Source organism: Mycobacterium sp. NGS50, assembly GCF_059812545.1.
In genome coordinates, this window is the sequence record NZ_JCALCW010000025.1 from 55197 (window position 1) to 77021 (window position 21825).

Annotated in this window: 7 protein-coding genes; 2 read left to right on the plus strand and 5 right to left on the minus strand. The window is 66.4% G+C overall.

The window, feature by feature from the left end:
- Positions 1–37: 37 nt before the first annotated feature.
- Positions 38–1825: a hypothetical protein gene (locus tag AC5Y36_RS17725; protein ID WP_500042241.1), complete on the minus strand. Its 1788-nt coding sequence runs from the start codon at positions 1823–1825 to the stop codon at positions 38–40.
- Positions 1826–1857: 32 nt separating this feature from the next.
- On the opposite strand from AC5Y36_RS17725, the gene AC5Y36_RS17730 reads away from it, so the two are divergent.
- Positions 1858–2802, plus strand: a complete 945-nt coding sequence (locus AC5Y36_RS17730; RefSeq protein ID WP_500042242.1) for a GDP-mannose 4,6-dehydratase — start codon at positions 1858–1860, stop codon at positions 2800–2802.
- Between the two features lie 25 nt (positions 2803–2827).
- Here AC5Y36_RS17730 and AC5Y36_RS17735 read toward each other — a convergent pair whose 3' ends face one another.
- The 4 genes from AC5Y36_RS17735 to AC5Y36_RS17750 all read right to left on the minus strand — a co-directional run bounded on the left by AC5Y36_RS17735 (position 2828) and on the right by AC5Y36_RS17750 (position 10271).
- Positions 2828–4567: an AMP-binding protein gene (locus AC5Y36_RS17735; RefSeq protein WP_500042243.1), complete on the minus strand. Its 1740-nt coding sequence runs from the start codon at positions 4565–4567 to the stop codon at positions 2828–2830.
- Between the two features lie 12 nt (positions 4568–4579).
- Entirely contained in the window at positions 4580–5704 is a 1125-nt protein-coding gene (gene pe / locus AC5Y36_RS17740; RefSeq protein ID WP_500042244.1) for an acyltransferase PE, read from the minus strand.
- 48 nt (positions 5705–5752) lie between these two features.
- Positions 5753–8734, minus strand: a complete 2982-nt coding sequence (locus AC5Y36_RS17745; RefSeq protein ID WP_500042245.1) for an MMPL/RND family transporter — start codon at positions 8732–8734, stop codon at positions 5753–5755.
- Between the two features lie 115 nt (positions 8735–8849).
- Complete coding sequence (locus tag AC5Y36_RS17750; protein ID WP_500042253.1) at positions 8850–10271, minus strand: condensation domain-containing protein; 1422 nt, start codon at positions 10269–10271, stop codon at positions 8850–8852.
- A 422-nt stretch (positions 10272–10693) separates the two neighbouring features.
- Between AC5Y36_RS17750 and AC5Y36_RS17755 the strand changes: the two genes are divergently transcribed.
- Positions 10694–21793 carry a type I polyketide synthase gene (locus AC5Y36_RS17755; protein ID WP_500042246.1) on the plus strand — a complete coding sequence of 3700 codons (11100 nt, stop codon included), beginning with the start codon at positions 10694–10696 and terminating at the stop codon, positions 21791–21793.
- Positions 21794–21825: the final 32 nt, after the last annotated feature.

Sequence of the window (21825 nt, forward strand, 5' to 3'; positions counted from 1 at the left end):
CGCAACCCGGTCAGCTGCCAAGGGTGCGTATTCCTACTCAACTTCGCGGCGCCAGGTATCCGACTGGTCCGGCGGCAATGCATACCGACAGTGCGGCGGTGTCGGCGCGGGCGGTGATGTCGTCGCCGGCGCCGGGCAACCGCGCAAAGACCTTGTTGAGCCCGGGATGGACTGGAACCTTCACCGCGGGACCCTGTGACAACGACAGCGTCATCGAGCCGTCCAGGTTCGCCAGGTAGTTCAGTTCGACGGTCCAATCCGCCGGGAGCAGCGGCCCATCGAGCGCCAACCGGGCCGGTTGGTCGGGCTGCGTGAAATACCCGCACCGTGGCACGGGTCCTGCCACGATGGTGCGCACCCAGGTCACCTGGGCGTCAACCACCCGGCCGGTGCTGTCGAACATCCGTAAGTCCGTTGTCGCCGAGGCGAATTGCGGCCGGTTCGGCAGCAATGCGAACAGGTGACTGGCCAGGTTCTCCGGCCCGACCACGCGCTGCAGCACCAGCGGGTCGACCTCCTGGTCAAGCAGCGGTGCCGGTGAGACGGCCCGCGCGGCAGCCAGGCTCTGGCGGGCGTTGCGCAGGTAGGGCTCGGCCGGGTTGTCTTGCCAGGACGCCAGAAATGTCGACGTCGAGTACAGGCTGCTGGCCACGAACGCGACCGCCAGACCCGCCGTCGCAGCGGTGCGGGTCGGCGACGCGTCGAGCCAGCGGAGAGCGGCACGGTTCGGGGCGCACAACCCGACGGCCGCCAGCAGCGCCAGCACCACCACCAGATCAGCCAGATAACGCAGCGTCTGCGCGAGCTCCAGCACGGTGAACGCCGACGAACGCATCAGGTAAACCGGCACCTGGCAGGCCACCGTGTAGCCCACCGCGGCCAGCCACACCGCAGCGATGCGCCGCTTGCGCAGCAGCGACACCGCCAGTACCCCGGCCAGCGCCAGCCACCCGACTGCCATCACCACCGGGCCCGGGGTGGCCCACGGCGAGGCCGGGGCCCACCGGTCCCATGCCCACGGGCCGCCGGCCAGGCCGGGGACGACGCCGTGAGTGATCGACCGGAGCAGTAGGTCCCCGGTCATCGCCAGATCCGAGCTCCACCGCCGCTGATTGACCACCATCAGGTACAGCACGATCCATCCGGCGGTCAACGCCAGCGACGCCGTCCACAATCGGCGACCGGCCCGCCACACCGTCGCCACCGCGCGCCGATCCCCCTGGACGTGGCTGAGCAGGGCCGCCACCGCGAAGGCGACGAACGGGACCACCGCGGCCTTCTCGAAGAACAGCAGACCACCCAGATAGACCAGCACCCCGGTGGCCGCGTAGCGCTGGTTGCCGGTGCGCACCAGCAGGATGGCGTCGGTACACACCCACGCCAGCGCCGCCAGCATCGGCAGCGAGTTCAATGCCGCCGACCACCAGGCAAAAGCCGGCAGCCCAAGCGGTGTGAACAGCGCGAACGTCAGCGGGATGAGCAGCACCGGGCGCCAGCCCAACATCACCCACAGGGCCCGCAGCAGTGCCAACGACGCCAGCAGTTGCAGCACCACCAGGCTGACCGCCGGAGCCGCCCACTGCAGCGGCCAGCACCGGGTGACCACACCGGCCACCAGGAACGCGGCCGGCATGACGTGACCGTCGTGGTCGTCGAGCAGATACGACGCCGACCACAGGTTCTGGGTGCCGGCCCGACCGATCAAGATCAGATCGTCCCAGTAGAAATAGCCGCCGAACGCCAGCACGCCCCGCACCACCAGCTGTGCCACGATCAGGGCCGCCGCTGCACCGGCGACCCAGTTGCGTGCGGTCTGCAGGGCCATGGGTCTTTCTTACCGGTCGGTATGGTGGGCCGGTGCATGCACTGGTCACCGGCGCCGCCGGATTCATCGGATCCACCCTGGTCGACCGCCTTCGGGCCGACGGTCACGCGGTGGTCGGCCTGGACAACTTCGCCAGTGGGCGGGCCACCAACATCGAGCACCTCAGCGACGACGCGGGGTTCGCGTTCGTCGAGGCCGACATCGTGACCGCGGACCTGGCTGCCATTTTCGCCGAGCATCGGCCCGAGGTGGTGTTCCATCTGGCAGCGCAGATCGATGTGCGCCACTCGGTGGCCGACCCGCAGTTCGACGCCTCGGTCAATGTTGTCGGCACGGTGCGCCTGGCCGACGCGGCCCGCCAGGCGGGTGTCCGCAAGGTCGTGCACACGTCGTCGGGCGGATCCATCTACGGCACCCCGCCGGCCTATCCGACCACCGAGGATGACCCGACGGATCCGGCTTCGCCCTATGCCGCCGGCAAAGTGGCGGGCGAGGTCTACCTGAACACCTTCCGGAACATGTACGGGCTGGAGTGCTCGCACATCGCGCCCGGCAACGTCTACGGACCGCGGCAGGATCCGCACGGCGAGGCCGGGGTGGTCGCCATCTTCGCCCAGGCGCTGCTGTCGGGAAAACGCACCAAGATTTTCGGTGACGGCTCCGACACCCGGGACTACGTCTTCGTCGACGACGTGGTCGACGCGTTCGTCCAGGCTTCCGGGCCGGCCGGGGGAGGGCAGCGGTTCAACGTCGGCACCGGGGTGGAGACGTCGGTCCGGCAGCTGCACACCGCGATCGCGTCCGCCGTCGGGGCATCCGACGACCCGGACTTCCACCCGCCGCGGCTCGGTGATCTGAAACGGTCCTGTCTGGACATCAGCCGCGCCGAGACGGTGCTGGGATGGCGGCCGCGGGTCGGGATCGACGAAGGGGTACGCCGCACGGTGGACTACTTCCGGCAGACCCACACCGGCTAGCGCCGGCCCGACGCGTGCCGGCGGCCTAGGCGTCCAACCGGGTGAACTGGCCTTGGCGGTACTGCTCCACGCAAGCGGCGCGGCGGATCTTGCCGCTGGTGGTGGTGGGAATCGATCCGGGCGCCACCAGCACGAGGTCGCCGACGTTGAGTCCGTGTGCGGTGGATATCGCGGAGGTGACGTTGCCCTTGACCTCGCCGAGCCAGCGCGCCGACTCCTCGGCGGAAGCGCCGCGGGTCTTGAGCTCGATGACGGTGACCAGCTTCTCGGTGTCGTTCACCGGAACCGATATCGCCGCGACCCGTCCACCGGTGATCTCTTGGACCGTCGCCTCGATGTCCTCGGGGTAGTGGTTACGTCCGCGGATGATCAGCAGGTCTTTGATGCGGCCGACAATGAACAGCTCACCCTCGTGGAGGAAGCCCTGGTCGCCGGTCCTCAGCCACGGGTCAATCGGCGTGCCCGGTGACGGGTCGCGCAGCGTGGCGCCGAAGCAGTGGTCCTCCGTCGGTTTGCACCAGTAGCCGTCGGCGACGTTGGGGCCATGCACCCAGATCTCACCGATCACGTTCTGCGGGCACTCGCGATGGGTGTCGCAGTCGACGATCCGGAGCGTGGGTGCTTGCGGCACCCGGTATTTGACCAGCGCGGTGCCCGTCCCGGCCGCACACCGCTGCGCGCGACCCGCCCCCAGTTCCCCGACGTCGAAATGAACGGCCGGCAATGATTCGCTCCAGGTGCCGGCCGCCACGAAGACGGTGGCTTCCGCCAGACCGTAGGAAGGTCGCACCATATGGTCGCGGAAGTTGAAGTGCGAAAACCGATCGACAAAGCGCTGCAATGTGGTCGGTTCGACGCGTTCGGCGCCGCTGATGATGCCCAGAACCCCGCCGAGGTCCAGCCCCGCCAGGTCATTGTCGGTGGTTTTGCGGGCGGCCAGGTCGAAGGCGAAGTTGGGCGCCGCTGACCACGCGTTCGAGTTCCCGGCCAGAGCTTGCATCCACCTGGCCGGCCGCTCCAAGAACGAAACCGGACTGGTCAGCTCACCGCGCCAGCCATTCAGGATCGGCGCGCAGACCCCCAGCACCAGACCCATGTCGTGGTAGAAGGGCAACCACGACACGATCGTGGTGTCGGAGGGCGCTATGACGTTGCAGTCGGTGAAGTAGCCGCGCATCAACTGCTCGAAGTTGGTCTGAAGGTTGCGGTGCGACACCATGACCCCGGTGGGCAGCCGGGTTGAACCCGAGCTGTACTGCAAGTACGCGGTGCTGGGAAAATCGGTTGCCTGGATCCCTGTTCCGCCGCTGTCGGCGTCCAGATTCATCGAATCGATCTCGACGATCTTCGGAACCGTGTTCAGGTGCGCTTCGTCGACATACTCGGCGATATCGCCCGCGACCGCCGAGGTTGTCAGGACAACCGAGGGCGCCGTGTCGGCGAGGACGGCGCTTACTCGCTCGTGACTGGAGCCCCGGTGCGGCAACGGCAGCGGAACCGCGATGAGCCCGGCCTGCATGGATCCCAGGAACGCGACGATGTAATCCAGAGACTGGGGGGCCAGGATCACCGCCCTGTCGCCGACCGAACCATGGGAGGTGAGTTCGCGCGCCATATTCAGGGTTCGGCGAGACAGCTGTGACCAGGTCACGCTCTCGTGAACCCCCGCCCAGTCGCCGCTGTAATCAGTGAACGTGAACGCGACGTCGTGCGGCCGCATGCTGGCACGTCCGTGCAGCATCGACAGAACAGATGAGGAAGACATAGGCGCCGGACGTCAGCCCTTGTTGTTACCGGACAGCACGGACATGGCGCCGCTGAGGATCTGCGAGAGCGGGTCGGCGCCACCGCCGAACGTCGCCTGGTTGGCCGGCGCGGTGACCTCCGCGGGGTCGAAGCCGTTGACCGGGTCCACCTGAACCGGCGCGGTCTCCGGGTCGTCGTTTCGTGAGTAGCCGGCATTCACGCGGGGGATCAGGATCGCGTCGAGCTTGTTCAGCGTGTCTTCGTCAATCCCGATGTACGCCAACGGCATGACGAGCGGAAGGTGCTTTTCCGGGACCATGATCGTCGTGTCTTTGGCACCCCTGGAGTTGATCGTGGTCCTGATGTTCTGCGGCGGCACCATGCTCGGGTTCGTGAAGGCCACCGCGGTGTGGCCGGTGGCCAGGCCCATCAGCGTATTGGCGAAGGCGAAGAGGTTGTCCGGTCGGTCGGGGAAGTCCGCGATCGAGTCGTAGGCGGCCACAAACCTGTAGGTGTCGTACTGGCTTTCGTAGGGCGGCGGCATGGTGTAGTCGAGTGCGGGAACCACGCTGCCGACCGGGAACACAGCGGTCAGGAAACTCTCACCGAAGGCGTGACGCCCGATCGGGTCGCCGAATGTGGCGAAGTTCAGCGTGTTCGGCGGGGGAGCGGTCGGGTCGTTGGCCAGCCGGGCCTGCGCGCCATCGACCACGAAGCCACCCTCGGACAGGCCGATCGCGGTACCGGGGCGGCCGGTGGTGCGAAACGCCGCATCCAGGTTGTCGATTCCCTCGTCCACCGACTCGCCGACGCTGGGGCCGTCCAGACCCAAGCCCGGCATGATCTTTTCCCCGATCGCGCCGATGCCCGGGAAGAGTCGTTCCAACACGTGGCCCTGGACCTGCCCCGCCGGGTAGCGAACGATCTGTCGTTGCTGGCCGGGAAACCAGTCAGCGCCTTCCATGCGGATGTACTCGTCGTAGGGAATGCCCAGGACGTGAGCGCCACCGAGGGCGTATCCGGTCTGGTCACCCGGAGCACCGGGCGTCGACGGTCCGCCGATGGGCGTGTCGTCGGCGACCGTGACACCCATGCCAAAGGATCCCGCGGCACCGACGGTGACCAGCGCGGTAGCTCCTGCGAGGAGTTTCTTCATCCCTACCCCTGACGACTCGGGTTTTCCAGTTTCACATACATCAACCGCCTACGCACGGGCCGACCCGGACTGCGATACCAGCCGTGACGGCCACCAGTTCGCCCGGCCGGCCAGGGTCGCGATGGCGGGCACCGTGATGGTGCGCACCAGGAACGTATCCAGCAGGATGCCGACACCGATCACGAAACCGCCCTGAACCACGGTACCGATGCTGGAGAACAACAGGCCGGACATCGAGGCCGCGAAGATCAGGCCCGCCGCGGTGATGACACCGCCGGTTGAACTCAGGGTACGAATCACGCCGTAACGCATGCTGTGCGGCGACTCGTCGCGCATTCGTGACACCAGCAGCATGTTGTAGTCGGCTCCCACCGCGACCAACACCACAAAGGCCAGTGGCGGCACGCTCCAATGCAACTGCTGGCCGAGCATGAACTGGAAGAACAGCACCCCGATCCCCACCGCGGACAGATAGGAAACCACTACGGAAGCAACCAGATACAGCGGCGCGACAACCGCGCGCAGCAGCGCGACCAGTGTCAACAGCACGACGAGCAGGGTCGCGGCGATGATGAACCGGATGTCGTGCTGGTAATAGTCGCGGGTGTCGCGCAGGCTCACGGTGTATCCCGCCATCGACACCGTGGCGTCGGACAATGCCGTGTTCGGTTGGGCTCCCCGGGCGGTGTCGATGATGGTGTTGATCTGGTCCATCGCTTCGGTGCTGAACGGATTGAGCTTGGTTTGGACCACGTAACGTACCGAGTGGCCGTCGGGCGAGATGAAGATCTTCGCGGCCTCGGTGAACTCTTTCAGGTGCAGCACCTGGGGCGGGATATTGAACCCGGCCATTGCCGGTTGCCCCGTACCATCTTTCAGCGTCAGCAGAAACGCCGCCGCCTCGTCGAGCCCCGCACCCATCTGCTTGACTCGGTCCACCAGTTCGTTCACCGCGTCCGCCACCTGCCGGCTGCCGCCGGCGACGCGCGCGGCGTTGTCCTGCATGGTGCCCAGGCTGGATTGCAGACCGCCCGGTTTGTCCATTCCCATGGAATGCATCAACTTGGTGAGGTTGGCCAGGGAAGCACGCACCTGGTCTACCGAGGCATTCAGGCTCTGCTTGTTCTGGAACGATCCCAGCTGGCCCGCCAAGTCGTTGATCGCGTCGAGGTCTTCTTGATCACGCCCGCCGGTCAGTCGTTCGAACGCCCCCCGGGTGGCGCTGCAGGACTCGTCGAAATCGCAGACCGGGTTGCCCTGCAGCGCCGCCAGCACCGGGCCGATCCAGCCGAACATGTTCTTGCCGGCGGAGAAGTTCCAACCCATCGCATTGGCGAGCGAGTTGACGTGGTCGACCAGCTTGGCCGCGGTGTCGACCTCCTTGACCAGGGTGTCGCCGCTGTGCTGGTTCTTCACCGAGGTGAAGGAGTCGACCAGACCCTGCACGCTGGCGGTGAGTTGCTTGATCTGGCTGCGGGCCTCGCGCAGGTTGTCGGCCAGCGTGCCGGCGCCGTCGGCCAGCCGGTTGAGGTCACTGGAGTGACCGGTGATCAGGGTGGATCCGTCGGCCAGGAAGGTACCGATGGCGCCGGCCTGATAGGTGGCCCGGAACTCGTCGGGAACCGCCCCGGTGGGCCGAGTGATACCGCTGATCGCGGCGACGTTCGGTAGTTGGCTGATGCGCTGCGCCATCTGCTCCAGGTCGGCGAGGGCTTCGGGCGTGCGCAGGTCGCGCGGCGACTGGATGAGGATGTACTCCGGAATCGACTGATTCACCGGGAAGTGGTGCTCCAGCGCGGTGTAGCCGAGGGAACTCGGCGCAGCCGACGGCAGCGCTTTGCGGTCGTCGTAGTTATAGCGGATCAGGCCGACGCAGCTGGCCAGCGCGGTCAGCACCAGCAGGCTGGCAACCAGATGCACCTTTGGCCGGCGCACGATGCGGATACCCGAACGCCGCCAGAACCGGGCGGTCAGTTCCCGCCGCGGCTTGACCCACCCGCGCGGCCCGGCGATCGCCAGGATCGCCGGCAGCAGCGTCACCGCGGCCAGGAACGCCACCCCGATCCCGATCGCCGATGCCGCCCCGACCGTCTTGAACACGCCCATGCGGGCAAAGCTGATGACCAGGAACGTGATGCCAACGGTGGCCGCGGAGGCGGCGATCACCTTTCCGATCGAGGTCATCGCCTTTTTGACGGCTTCGGCGGCATCCGTCCCCGAACGCACATGGTCGTGATAGCGGCTGATCAGGAAAACCGCGTAATCCGTTCCGGCGCCGGCCATTATCGCGCTCAGAAACACGATGGACTGGTTGGAGACACCGGAGCCGGTCAGTTGGGAATAGCCGGCCACACAGGCCTGCGCGATGACCAGCGATAACCCGATCGATATCAACGGCAGCAGCATGGTGATCGCGCTGCGGTACACCACCAGCAGCACGATCAGCACCATGACCGCGATCGCCAGCTCAATCGGGAGCCGATCGTGATCGCCGGCAACCGTGAGGTCAGCGACGGTTGCTGCCGGCCCGGTCAGGTTTGCGGTCAGGTTGGTGCCGGCCACCGCATGTTCGACGATGTCGGCGATGCGGTTGAAAGCGGCGTAGGACTGTGGTGTGCCCAGCTCACCTGCGACGCCGACCGGCAGCACCCAGGCTTTGTTGTCCTTGCTGGTCACGACCGAGCGCAGCGGCGGCGTGCTGATGAAATCCTGCAGCATGACGACGTCTTGGGTGTCCGAGCCCAGTGTGTCCACCAGCTTGCGGTAGACGGCTTCGTCGCGGGGGGCAAGCCCCTTGTCATTGGTCAGGACCACCAACAGGAGGTCTTCGGATCCCGCTTCGTGAAATGCCTCGGTCATCTTCCGGGCGGTGACGCTCGACGGCGCATCGCTGGGCAGGATCGCGAGCGGGTGCTTCTGGGACATCTCGCTGAGGGAGGGGAACGTCAATGGCAGCGCGACCGCGATCGCGACCCAGATCCCGATCACCATCCAGGGCCATCGCACCACCCAGTCGGCTAGCCGTCGCATTTCGCCCTCACCCCCGGTTGGCGGAGTCGTGTGGGTTCGTCGGCGCCCGTCGCCGACGCCCCGTCAAACCGCGCAATGCGGCGCCGCGCCCGCCTAGCCATCGAACTGCTCCACGCTAGGCGACTCGTCCCCAGTGTCCGCTGTCAGCGACCCGCACGCACACGGACCTCATCGCCTCCATGTAGCGGGTGGCTGATTTGAGGGCGACCGGGTTATCGGGATGCATGATCGCCATTGCGGTGCCCTCCCCATACCGGAAGATGTAGATGGTCAATTGGTATGAGTACCGGCCATCGGGGTAGATACCGATATTGTTCGCGAGGCCCATGTCGCCCGCGGCCAGAATGGCGTTGAGCGGGGCTGCCCCGCCGTGCAGAAAATTCGACACCGGAAAGTTTGCCTGCGGCCAGTTCAACGACGGGGCCAACTCCAAGACGCGGTAATAGGGCACCTTGGCCATGTCCAGACCCGAATCGAACGACGTCTGCGCCGCCCACGCGGCCTCACCGAAAGAGGCCGCTGCTATCGGGACGGTGATCGGGATCAATCCGGTAAACCAGCCCTGCGTCATGAAATTGTCCGCGGCGGTGCGGGAGTCCCTCGGGGTAAGCCCGTAATACGTCAGAGCCCCCGTGAACTCGTGTTCCACCAGGGCAAGGCAGGCGAACAGGCCGCCGACGAAGCGGGCGCCCGCCGCCGTGCAGGCTGATTCGAATCGCTCCGTCTGCGCTGCGTCCATCAGGAGTTCGGAGGCCATGTCGCTGCGGGTCGAGTCCGCCGGGTCGCCCAGCGGGAGCGGGAACTCGGGAAAGCCGCCCTGGTTGTTCTCGGCGAAGTCCATCCACGCGCGTACCCCGGGGGAGTCCACCGTCAACTCCGACGTGTACTCGCGCTCGCGGACGCAGAAGTCGTCGAAGCTACCGGCATCGGGCAGCTCCAGCGGCGAACCGCCTGCACTCAACGCCGAATACATCCCGTTGGCTTCCAGCATCGTCGTGCCGATCAACGTGGCATCGCCGTGGACGTGATCCATGGCCGCAAAGAACGTGAAGTGGCTCTCGTTCTGGATGATCCCGAAGGTAAAGCAGCCCCACTCCAGCGGGCTGGGTATGGCGACGACATGAGCATGTATTTCATCGACCGTCATGTGGCCGTGATCGATCGCCTCGAATTCAATATCGGCGGGATCGGTGAGCGCATGTCTAATAAATTCACCATTGCCGCTGTGCTCGAACCAACTGCAGAATGTGTCATGCCGGCGCAGGTATGCGTTGAGTGCATGATCCATGGCAGACACGTCACAGTGCCCAGGCACTTCACAGCTGGCGATGATCTGGCGGGAAAAGTTCAGCCCGGCAGTGGTCCGTTCGCAGTAGTTGCGAAGGTGCTGGCCCTGCATGTAGCTGACCGGCACGGAACTGATCGGCGCTTGCCGGGCCTTGGCGGCCGCGGCGGCCGTCGGGTGCCAGGAGATGACTGTGCCCGGGGTCAATGTCCACTCATCGAGTGAGCCGACCGTAATCTTCCCGATGCGCAAAACTTGCCCCTCCTGGCTTGTTCCTGGTGTGTTCCCGGCCTGAACGACGCCGGCCACCCTGGCAACGCCGCCAGCATAACCCGCACGGCGATCATCGCCGCTGGTGTGCGCATGCAGGCAACAGCCCGCCCGGCGGCCCGGTGGACACCGAACGGCCCGGCGTGGGCGCAGACCAGCGACTCTACCCGGCGACAGCCTTATCGGCGGCGGCGCCGCCTTGCAATACTGGCCGTTGGCGGGGACCCTGGTCGCAACCGGGGCGTCCGCGGGGGGTGGGGCGCAGGCTGGCAGACCTGTCTATCGACAGGTTCTGGCCGTCGGTGCGACCCTTGCAATACTGGCTGGCGGCCGCGATTCTGTAGTGCAACCGGGCGGCCCGCGGGGAGCGAATCTTGATCGGCCGAGGTAGGGAGAACAACGACATGGCATCCCTTGAGGATCTGACGGAGCCGGCGCCAGGCTTCGCCATCGTCGGTTACGCGGCGCGCTTTCCAGGGGCTGCGGATGCCGATGAATTCTGGCAGGTGTTGAGCCAGGGCCGGGACGCAATATCGGAGGTGCCGCAGGACCGGTGGGATGCCGACGAGTTCTTCGACCCGGAGCCCGGTGTACCGGGAAAAGTCGTCACCCGTCGTGCAGGTTTCGTTGATGACGTAACAGGTTTCGACGCGCCGTTCTTCGGGATGTCAACCCGCGAGGCCAGGTTGCTGGACCCGCAGCACCGGCTATTGCTGGAAACGGCGTGGCGCGCGGTCGAGCATTCGGGCACCGCGCCAACGGCTTTGGCGAACACCAACACCGGCGTATTCGTCGGTTTGGCCACCCACGACTACCTGGGGATGGCGTCCGACGAACTGACGTACCCCGAAATCGAAGCCTATATGGCAATCGGGACGTCCAATGCCGCGGCGGCGGGCCGGATCAGTTATCGATTGGGGCTGCAGGGCCCGGCAGTTGCCGTCGATACCGCGTGCAGTTCCTCGTTGGTGGCCATCCATCAGGCTTGCCAAGCGCTGCGCCTCGGGGAATGCGACCTCGCGTTGGCCGGCGGCGCGAACGTTCTCCTCACCCCGGCGACCATGATCACGTTTTCCAGCGCGCACATGCTCGCGCCCGACGGACGGTGCAAGACATTCGACGCGGCCGCAGACGGTTATGTGCGCGGCGAGGGCTGTGGCGTCATCGTCATCAAGCGACTCGAGGACGCGATCCGCGACGGCGATCGGATTCGTGCTGTCATCCGCGGCAGCGCGATCAACCAGGATGGCGCATCGGGTGGGCTAACCGTGCCGAATGGCGTTGCTCAACAACGAGTTATCGCCGACGCGCTGAAGCGGTCCGGTATCGCTCCCAGCGACGTCGGATACCTGGAGGCACATGGGACCGGGACATCGCTGGGCGACCCGATCGAGGCTCAGGCCGCGGGTGCGGTGCTCGGCGAAGGCCGTGAGGCGAGCCGACCACTGCTGATCGGCTCGGCCAAGACGAATATCGGACACCTGGAGGCTGCCGCGGGCATCGCCGGCGTCATCAAGGTCATCCTGTCGCTCGAGAACGAGTTGCTGCCGCAACACCTTCACTTCCGCGACCCGTCACCACATATCCCGTGGGACCGGCTTGCGTTGCAGGTCGTGCAGGAAGCCACCCCCTGGGAACGCAACAGTCGGCCTCGTATTGCCGGAATCAGCTCCTTCGGGTTTGCGGGCACCAACGCGCACGTCATCATCGAGGAAGCACCAGTTCAAACCGGTCCGGTCGGTGCGGGAACCGATCCGGCCGTGTCGCCCGGGGATCGTCGGTTCAGCATTCTTCCGCTCTCGGCGCGGACACCGGCCGCATTGGTGCAGGTCGCTGATCAGTACCGGACCTGGCTCAACGCGCACCCGCAGGCCACCTTGGCCGACGTGTGCTTTACCGCGGGGGCCGGACGGGCGCACTTCGAGCACCGGGCCGCGTTGGTGGTCAACTCGAAGGAATCTGCCAGTGAGCTGCTTGGCGCGCTCGCCGACGATCGCCCCGCACCCGGTCTGGTGCGCGGAGTTTCCGATGACAAACCGAAAACAGCGTGGCTGTTCACGGGACAGGGCAGTCAGTATCCGGGCATGGCCCGGGAGCTGTTCGACACCGAGCCGGTTTTCGCCGAGACACTGAACCGTTGCGCGGCAGCGGTAGCCGATGTTCTCGAAAAACCGTTACTGGACGTCATATTCGATGTGGACAGTCCGAACTGCGAGGAGACGCTGCGGCAGACCTCCTATGCCCAGCCGGCGTTGTTCGCGGTGGAGATGGGCTTGGCCCGTCTGTGGCAGTCGTGGGGTTTTGAACCCGATGTCGTGCTTGGCCACAGCGTCGGTCAGTACGCGGCGGCCTGCGTCGCCGGAGTGTTCAGCATCGAGGACGGCGCACTGCTCATGGCAGAGCGCGGGCGCCTTTTCGGCAGTTTGCCTGCGGGCGGGCGGATGGTCGCCGTCTTCGCGGCCGCCGAGCGCGTCGAGAGCCTGACCGACGAGTTTCCCCGGCTCGCTGTTGCCGCCTACAACGGTGCCAACACCGTGTTGTCGGGGCCCGCGCAGGATCTGGAAGAGGCGGTGTCCCGGCTGCAGGTCGACGGTGTCCGGTGCGATTGGCTGGACACCAGCCACGCATTCCACTCAGCGCTGTTGGATCCGATCCTCGACGAGTTCGAGTCGTACGCGGATAAGTTCAATTACAATGCGCCGCAACGGATTCTAGTGTGCAACCGCACCGGGTCCGCGATCGGCCGGAGTGTGAGGCTCGACGGCAACTACTGGCGTCGTCATGCCCGCCAGCCGGTGGAGTTCGCCAAAAGCGTGCGCACCCTGGCTGATCTGGGTTGCAAGGTCTTGCTCGAGATCGGGCCACAACCCGTGCTCACCGCCGCAGCGCTGCGCGCGTGGCCGGACTCGACCAGTGCGCCGCGGGCGATCGCGTCCCTGCGTCGAAACACCGCCGACCACCGCCAGATCACCGAAGCCCTCGCTGACGCCTACGTTTTGGGACACCTGCCCGAATTCGACGCCGCCGGCCCCGCGGACGCACGAAAGCTCGACCTGCCCACCTATCCCTTCGAGCATCGCCACTACTGGTATCGGGACAATCGAGAGCGTCCGAACCAACAACAACACATGGCCGCGAGCACCGAAGCCGTCCGTTTGCTCGAGGACGGCAGGCTGGAGGAGCTGGCGTCGCTACTCGACGGCGCGAGTGAAGATCCTGCGACCCTGAAGGTGCTGACTAAGCTTGCGTCCCAACACAACCAGCAGCGTAAGACCCAGTCGATCTCGGACGCGCGCTACGAGTTCCATTGGGAAAAGTCGGCCTCTCGAGCTGCCGCTGCGCCGGTCGGTGATGGTTCTTCGTGGCTGATCATCGGAGATGATGCGGGTGCGGTTCAGCCTCTGGTGAAGGCGATGAACGTGCGCGGGCAACAGCACCGACTGGTCGGATTGCCCGGATCCGACGCGGAGGAACAGCAACTCGAGGCGGCACTGCGTGCCGCAGTGGAAGACGACCCGACGTTGCGCATCCTGCATGTCGCCGCCCTGGACTCCGACACCGGAGCGTCGATGCGGTCATTGGCGCGGATGCAGCACCAGGTTCTGGGCGGAACGCGGCGGCTCTTCCGGGCTGCCGCCGCGGCTGAATTGCGACGACCGATATGGGTGGTCACCCGTGGCGCGCAGCGAGTCACCGAAGTCGACTCGGTGTCACCGGATCAGAGCAGTCTGTGGGGATTCGGTCGGGCCACCGCCCTGGAGCATCCACAGGTGTGGGGCGGCCTCGCGGACCTGGCGCACGGCACCGCCGACGAGTGGTTGCGATTGATCGATCAGATTGCAGCGTCGGGTGAGGCGGCGATCAGAGAAGATCAACTCGCGCTGCGTGATCAGGCGGTCTATGTCCCCCGGCTGGTCAGACGCGCCGGACAGTCGAGAACACCGCAGCTGGCACTACGCGGTGACGCAACGTATCTCGTGACCGGAGGTCTGGGTTCGATCGGCCTGGAAATCGCCGGATATCTCGCCGCACACGGCGCCCGGCAGCTGGTGCTGACCAGCCGGCGCCCGCCGAGCGAGGCCGCCCAGCGGCGGATCGATACCCTGCGCGAGCAGTACGGCTGCGCAGTCGAGGTCGCCACGGCCGACGTCGCCGACGCACGCGATGTCGCGCGACTGTTGACCACCATGCACGCCGAACTTCCGCCGTTGGCCGGGATCTTCCATGCCGCAGGCGAGATCGGCACCACTCCGCTGAGTGAACTCGACGACGCCGAGTTGGATCGTGTTTTCGCCGGGAAGGTCTGGGGCGCCTGGCATCTGTGTGAAGCGGCGTTGGAGTCTCCAGACCTGGAGTTGGACTTCTTCGTCAGCACCTCTTCGATCGCCTCGGTGTGGGGCGGCTACGGCCAGACCGCCTATGGCGCGGCGAACGCTTTTCTCGACGGCTTGGCCTGGCGGCTGGGCGAGCAGGGTGTCCGTGGAATCAGCGTCAACTACGGGCCGTGGTCGACCGGCATGGCCGACGAGGAGGCGCGGGCCCAGCTGGGTAAGCGCGGGATTCGTGCGTTGTCGCCGGCCGACGCCCTGGAGGGCATGGCCGATCTGATCACCGCGTCCGGCCAAGGCTCCGCGCAAGGAGTCGTGGCGCGGGTCGATTGGTCCCGGTTCCTGCCGCTCTATCAGCAGGCGGGCCGTCGTGCGTTCCTGGCGGAGTTGGAGCGCGAAGTGCCCGGCGTGGTTCCGGCATCCGCGGCATCCGGAAAGACCGAGCTGGTCGAGCGGCTCACCACCGCTCCGGTGCAGCAGCGCCGGAAGCTTCTGTCGGAGTACCTGCGCGACGCGGTAGCCGAGGTAACGCGGGTGGATTCCGCTGAAATCCGCGAGGACGCCGGATTCTTCGATCTCGGCATGGATTCGCTGATGGCGGTCGAACTGCGGCGCCGCATCGAGCAGGGCGTGGGTAAGGAGATACCGGCGACTCTGGCGATGGATCACCCGCGACTGTCCGACGTGGTGGATTACCTGCTGAGCGACGTGCTCGAGCTCGGCGAGCCCGGATCGGCCAAGTCACGACCGCAGCTGGCGTCCGCGACGGTACGTAGCGACGAGCCGATCGCGATCGTTGCGGTGTCCTGCCGGTTCCCCGGTGCGCCCGATCCGGAAGCCTTCTGGGAGGTGCTGGCCGGCGGTGTGGATGCGATCCGGGAAGTCCCGGAGGACCGATTCGACATCGACGAGTTCTACGATCCCGACCCGGAGACGCCGGGCAAGATCTACAGCCGTTTCGGTGGATACCTCGATGGAATCGACGGATTCGATCCGGAGTTCTTCGGTATCTCCCCGCGCGAGGCCGTGTGGATCGAGCCGCAGCAGCGCCTGATGCTCGAAACGGTGTGGGAAGGCCTGGAACGGGCGGGCTACGCCCCGGCTACGCTGCGCGGCAGTCGAACCGGTGTCTTCGTCGGGGTAGCCGCCAACGAATACGCGCATCTGCTGTCGGCTGAGTCGGTCGACAAGATCGAGCCCTACTTCATCACCGGCAATGCACTGAACGCCATTTCGGGCCGGGTTGCCTTTGCGCTCGGGCTTGAAGGTCCGGCGGTGGCGGTCGACACCGCCTGCAGCTCGTCGTTGGTGGCCGTCCATCAGGCCTGCCAGGCATTGCATTCCGGCGACTGTGATTTGGCGCTCGCCGGCGGTGTGAACGTGTTGCTGAGTCCGGTCACTGTGATCGCCGCTTCACGCGCCCGGATGCTTTCCCCCGTCGGGCGTTGCAAGACGTTCGACGCCTCTGCCGACGGCTACGTACGCAGCGAGGGCGCCGGGGTCATGGTGCTCAAGCGGCTGAGTGACGCGGTCCGCGACGGCGACCGGGTCGCCGCCGTCATCCCGGGCAGTGCGGTCAACCAAGACGGTGCATCCAGCGGTTTGACGGTGCCCAATGGCGGTGCGCAGCAAAGGCTTATTGCTGCGGCGTTGACTCGCGCCGGCCTGTCTGGCGGTGATGTCGATTATCTCGAAGCGCACGGGACCGGCACGCCGCTGGGCGATCCCATCGAGGTGCAGGCCGCCGGGGCCGTTTACGGCGCCGGACGTGACGGGAACCGGCCGTTGCTGATGGGCTCGGTGAAGTCCAACATCGGTCACCTCGAGTCGGCGTCAGGGATGGCCGGCCTGATCAAGGTCGTGTTGTCGCTGCAGCATGGAGTTCTGCCGCGGAGCCTGCACTTTGACAAGCCTTCGCCGCACATTCCGTGGGATTCGTTGCCGGTGCGGGTGGTGGAGGAGTCCATTCCCTGGCAGGCCAACGGCCGACCGCGGCGCGCGGGTGTCAGCTCCTTCGGATTCACCGGAACCAACGCCCACGTGCTGATCGAGGAGGCGCCGACTCAGCCGGCGACCGTTGAGGAAGACCAGGGCGATGACCCCATAACGTCGGCGGCGGCGCCGGGTTCGGATGCCGAGGGTGAATCGGGCGGCGTCAACGTACTGGCGCTCTCGGCTCGATCACCGGAGGCGCTGGTGGCGCTGGCCCAGCGTTACGGGTCGTGGCTGAGCGTCAACCGGGAGGCGGACATCGCCGACGTATGCCACACGGCCGGGGTGGGGCGTTCGCATTTCGAACATCGGGCGGCGTTGGTCGTGGACTCGGTCCACAGCGCGGTCGAGGGCCTGGCCGAGCTGGCCGAGAACCGGCTGCGTCCCGGTTTGGTACGCGGCGAGTGCACCGACCGGCCGACGACGGCGTGGCTGTTCACCGGCCAGGGTAGCCAGTACCCGGGGATGGCTCGCGAACTATTCGACGCTGAGCCGGTTTTCGCCGATACCGTGAAGCGTTGCGCGGACGCGATCGATCCGATGCTGCCTCGACCGCTGCTGGAGGTGCTGTTCGACGCCAATCGGGCGCCCGGCGCTGAGACCGCAGACACCCTGCGGCACACCTCGTACGCGCAGCCTGCCCTATTCGCCGTCGAGATGGGACTGGCGCGGCTGTGGCAGTCGTGGGGCATCGAGCCGGACGTGGTACTGGGCCACAGTGTGGGCCAGTACGCGGCGGCGTGTGTGGCCGGAGTTTTCAGCCTCGAGGACGGGGCACGGCTGATGGCCGAACGTGGCAGGCTGTTCGGCAGTCTGCCCGAGGGCGGGCGCATGGTGGCGGTCTTCACCGACGCCAAGCGCGTCGAGGAGGTGACCAACGAATTTCCTCGGGTATCGGTCGCTGCGTACAACGGCCCCAACACCGTCGTCTCGGGTCCGGGAGAAGACCTGGAACAGATCGTCGCGAGTTTCGGTGACGACGGAATCCGCTGCACCTGGCTGGAAACGAGTCACGCCTTCCACTCCGAGCTGTTGGAGCCGGTGCTCGGCGAATTCGAGTCGTACGCTGCCGGGTTGCAGTTCGCGGTGCCGACGTTGCCGTTGGTCTGCAACCGAACCGGCGCCGTGCTGATGGCGGACACCCCACTTGACGCTCCGTACTGGCGTCGGCATTCCCGTCAGCCGGTGCAGTTCGCCGAAAGCGTGCGCACCGTCGCGGCGTTGGGATGTTCGGTGCTGATGGAGATCGGGCCGCAGCCGGTTCTGACCGGCACCGCGGTGCAGGTCTGGCCCGAACATCTGGCCGCGCCGCGTGCGATCGTGTCCCTTCGCAAGGGGATCGGCGACCGGCGCCAGATCGCCGAGGCGCTGGCCGCGGTCTACATCAGCGGCCATCGGCCCAAGTTCGATGTAGTGCATCAGCAGCCGCGCCGCAGGCTGGAACTGCCCACCTATCCGTTCCAGCGCCGCCGCTTCTGGCCCAAGACGTCTGGTGTCACCATCGACGGTCCCTCGATCTCCGGGATCCTGGGCAGTGCAAAGGATCTGGCTTCTGGGGACTCGGTCTACACCAGCAGGCTGTCGGTCAAATCGCAGCCGTGGCTGTCCGACCACGTCATCTACGGCACCGTTGTGGTGCCCGGTGCGACGTACGCCGCGATGGCGCTGGCAGCCGTCGGAACGCCGGCACGGGTGAAAGACGTGTTCTTCTATGAGCCGATCATTCTGCCGGAGAAGAGCTCTCGAGAGGTCCAGCTGACGCTGCACCCGCTCGAAGAGGGCGCGGTCGGCGGGCAGGCCTGGGGCTTCCAGGTGCACAGCCGCCCATATGGTGTTTCCGATGCGGAATGGTCGTTGAACGCCGACGGCACCGTCGCCTCCGGCGTCACCGACATGGCGGACGAAGTGGCGCCCTCTCAACCGGTCGACCCCGTCGACGTGGCCATCGAACGCATGGAACGTTTGCGTCCGCAGGAGCTTTTCGAGACCTTCGCCGACATGGAGCTGTCCTGGGGACCCAACTGGTCTGGGTCGCTCAAGTCGCTCTGGCTGGGCGAGGGTGAGGCGATCGGGGACATCACCGTCGGCGAGGAACTGGCCGAACAGCTCGGAACCGAGCCGATGCACCCGGTGCTGCTCGACCTGTGCACGGGCGTCGCATTCCCGGCGTTTCCCGCACTTCTTGCGGCTGAGCAGGGCGTGCACGACCTGTTCCTGCCGCTGCGGTACGGACAGGTCGCCCTGCAGGAGAAGATGCCTCGACGGTTCTATTGCCGTGCCAGGTGGCACACCAGCGCCCTGGACGCCGAAACGCAGGTCTTCGACCTCGACTTCGTCGATCGAGACAACCGCATGCTGGGTGGGATTCGCGAGTTCACGGTCAAACGCGCGCCCCGGGAGGCGTTGTTGCGTGGGCTCGGCGGCGATGCCGCCCGGCTGCTGTACAGCCTCGGCTGGCACGAGGTGCCGCCGCCTTCGAGTGAGCAGCCCGGAAACGTCAGCGAAACCTGGCTGATCGCTGGATTCGAGGAACTGGCCGCGGAGCTGCCCGGCTGCATCTCCATCGACCCGGCGATGAATCCGGAGCCATTGGGGCAGTTGCTCGCGCAGGCGCACGAACGCGGGATGCCGTTCGCGGGCATTGTCTGGCGCGGCACGCAGCCGGGTGCCGAGGAGTCGAGCGCCGAATCTGCCGCGCGACTGGAGAATGAGATCGCCAACCTGCTCAGCGCGGTGCACACCGTGCAGGGCGATGGGTCGGTGAAGCTTCCCGGTGGTCTCTGGATCATCACCGAACGGGCGGTGGCGACCGAATCCGGTGAGCCGGTCGATCCGGTCCAGGCCGCGCTGTGGGGACTCGGACGAACCATCGTCAACGAGGAACCGGCACTTCGTTGCAAGCTGGTCGATTACGACGGATCGCCCGAAGCCGTTCACGCTTTGACCGCGCTTCTCGGAGCCCCGCTGGATGAGCCGGAAATCGCTGTGCGTCAAGGGAAACTGCTGGCTTCCCGGTTGCTGCAATGGTCGCGCAGCGGGCATCTCGCGGTGCCGCGCGCGGCGGATTACGCCTTGGCCCCCACCGAACGCGGCGCCATCGACAACCTGCGTCTCACCGAGACCGAAGTGTCGGCGCCGGACGAGGGGTACGTGCAGGTTCGGGTGGAGGCCGCCGGGTTGAACTTCCGGGATGTGCTCAACGTCCTGGGCCTCTACCCGGGTGACCCGGGGCCCGTCGGTGGCGACTTCGCCGGCACCGTAACCCAAGTAGGCGAGGGCGTGACCGGACTGGAGGTCGGTCAGCGGGTCTACGGCTCCATGCAGGGGGCTTTCGCCAGCCGGTTCAACGTGCCGGCCCAGTTCCTGGCGCCGATCCCAGATGGGGTGAGCGCGGTTGACGCCGCGACCATTCCGGCCGCGGCGCTCACGGTTCGGCTCTCGTTCGACTGGGCGAAGCTGAATCCCGGCGACAAGGTGCTCATCCACGCCGCCAGTGGCGGTGTCGGATTAGCCGCCGTCCAGATGGCGCAACAGCACGGTGCGGAGGTGTACGCGACGGCGAGCACCTTCAAGCGGGCGACACTGCGCAAGCTGGGCGTGAAGCATGTGTACGACTCGCGCACCACTGATTTCGCCGACCAGATATTGGAGGACACCGGCGGCGCGGGTGTTGACGTGGTACTCAACTCTCTGACCAGCGAGGGATTTGTCGAGGCGACCGTCCGGGCCACTGCCCGCAACGGGCGTTTCGCCGAGATCGCCAAGCGCGACATCTGGACGCACGCGCAGATGGCCGAGGCCCGACCCGACATCGCCTACGAGATCGTCGCGTTGGACACGGTGATGTTCGAGGAGCCCGAGCGCATCCGCACCCTGCTCGGTGAAGTGTCGGACGGGTTGGCCAAGGGCGAGTGGACGCCGCTGCCCGCCGAGGTCTACCCGCTGACCGAGGCGAAGACGGCGTTCCGCCGCATGCAGCAGGCGCGGCACATCGGAAAGATCGTGTGCCAGATGCCCAATCCGCTTGCGCCGCGTGGTGACCGGAGTTACCTCATCACCGGCGGACTCGGTGCCATCGGGTTGCACATGGCGTCCTACCTGGCGCAACTCGGCGCCGGGGACATCGTCTTGACCAGCCGTCGCACGCCGGATGCCGACGCACAACGCGCGATTGAGGAGATCACCGAACGCTACAAGTGCCGCATCCACACCTTCGCCGCCGATGTCGGCGAGGAATCCGAGGTGGCGCAGTTGCTGGAGCGGATTCGCGCGGAGTTGTCTCCGCTGGCTGGCGTGGCGCATCTGGCGGGTGTGCTCGATGACGCGCTGCTGTCACAGCAGAACCTGGAGCGATTCCGGGCGACGTTGGCAGCCAAGGCGTTCGGCGCCATGTACTTGGACCGGTTGACCAGAGCGGACGACCTCGACTTCTTCATCGTGTCCTCCTCGGTGTCCAGCCTGCTCGGTTCGCCCGGCCAGGCCAACTACTCAACCGCCAATGCGCTGCTCGACGGGCTGGTCGCGCAGCGACAGGCGCGGGGCCTGCCGGCAACCGGCGTCAACTTCGGCCCCTGGGCCCAGGGGGGCATGGCCTCATCGGAGGCGGCACGCGCCAATATCGGTGCCCAGGGCCTTGTTCCGTTGGAGCCGTCGTCCGCGCTCGGCGCGCTCGCCGAAGTCGTTGCCAACGGAACCGCGCAGGCAACGGTGATCAAGGCGAACTGGCAGCGAGCCGCGAAGGTGTTGGGGAGTTCTCGTCCGCCGATTCTGGACCTCGTCTTGCCCAGCGCCGTCGGGGAGGCAACCGGCGACAGCGAGCTGCTGCGGCAACTGCAGGAGATACCGGTCGCGCAGCGCGCCGGATTCATCACCGAGTTCCTGCAGCGCGAAGTGCAGGGGTTCTTGCGGCTGGCGCAACCGCCCGCCGCGACCAGTCGGTTCTTGGACTTGGGCACCGATTCGCTGATGGCGGTCGAACTCCGCAACCGATTGCACAGCCAGTTCGGTGGCGCGTTCACGATCAATGCCACTGCGGTGTTCGACTATCCGACCATCGGCGGACTCGCGGAGTACCTGGCCGACCAGCTGCCGGATTCCGACACCGCGCCGGTCGCGGATGCTGCGTCCGGTGATGAGACACCGTCGAGCGAGCCAGAACCCGTCGCACCAGCCGAGCCAGAGTAGCCGAGCAGACGCAAAGGTGCCCTAAACGAGAG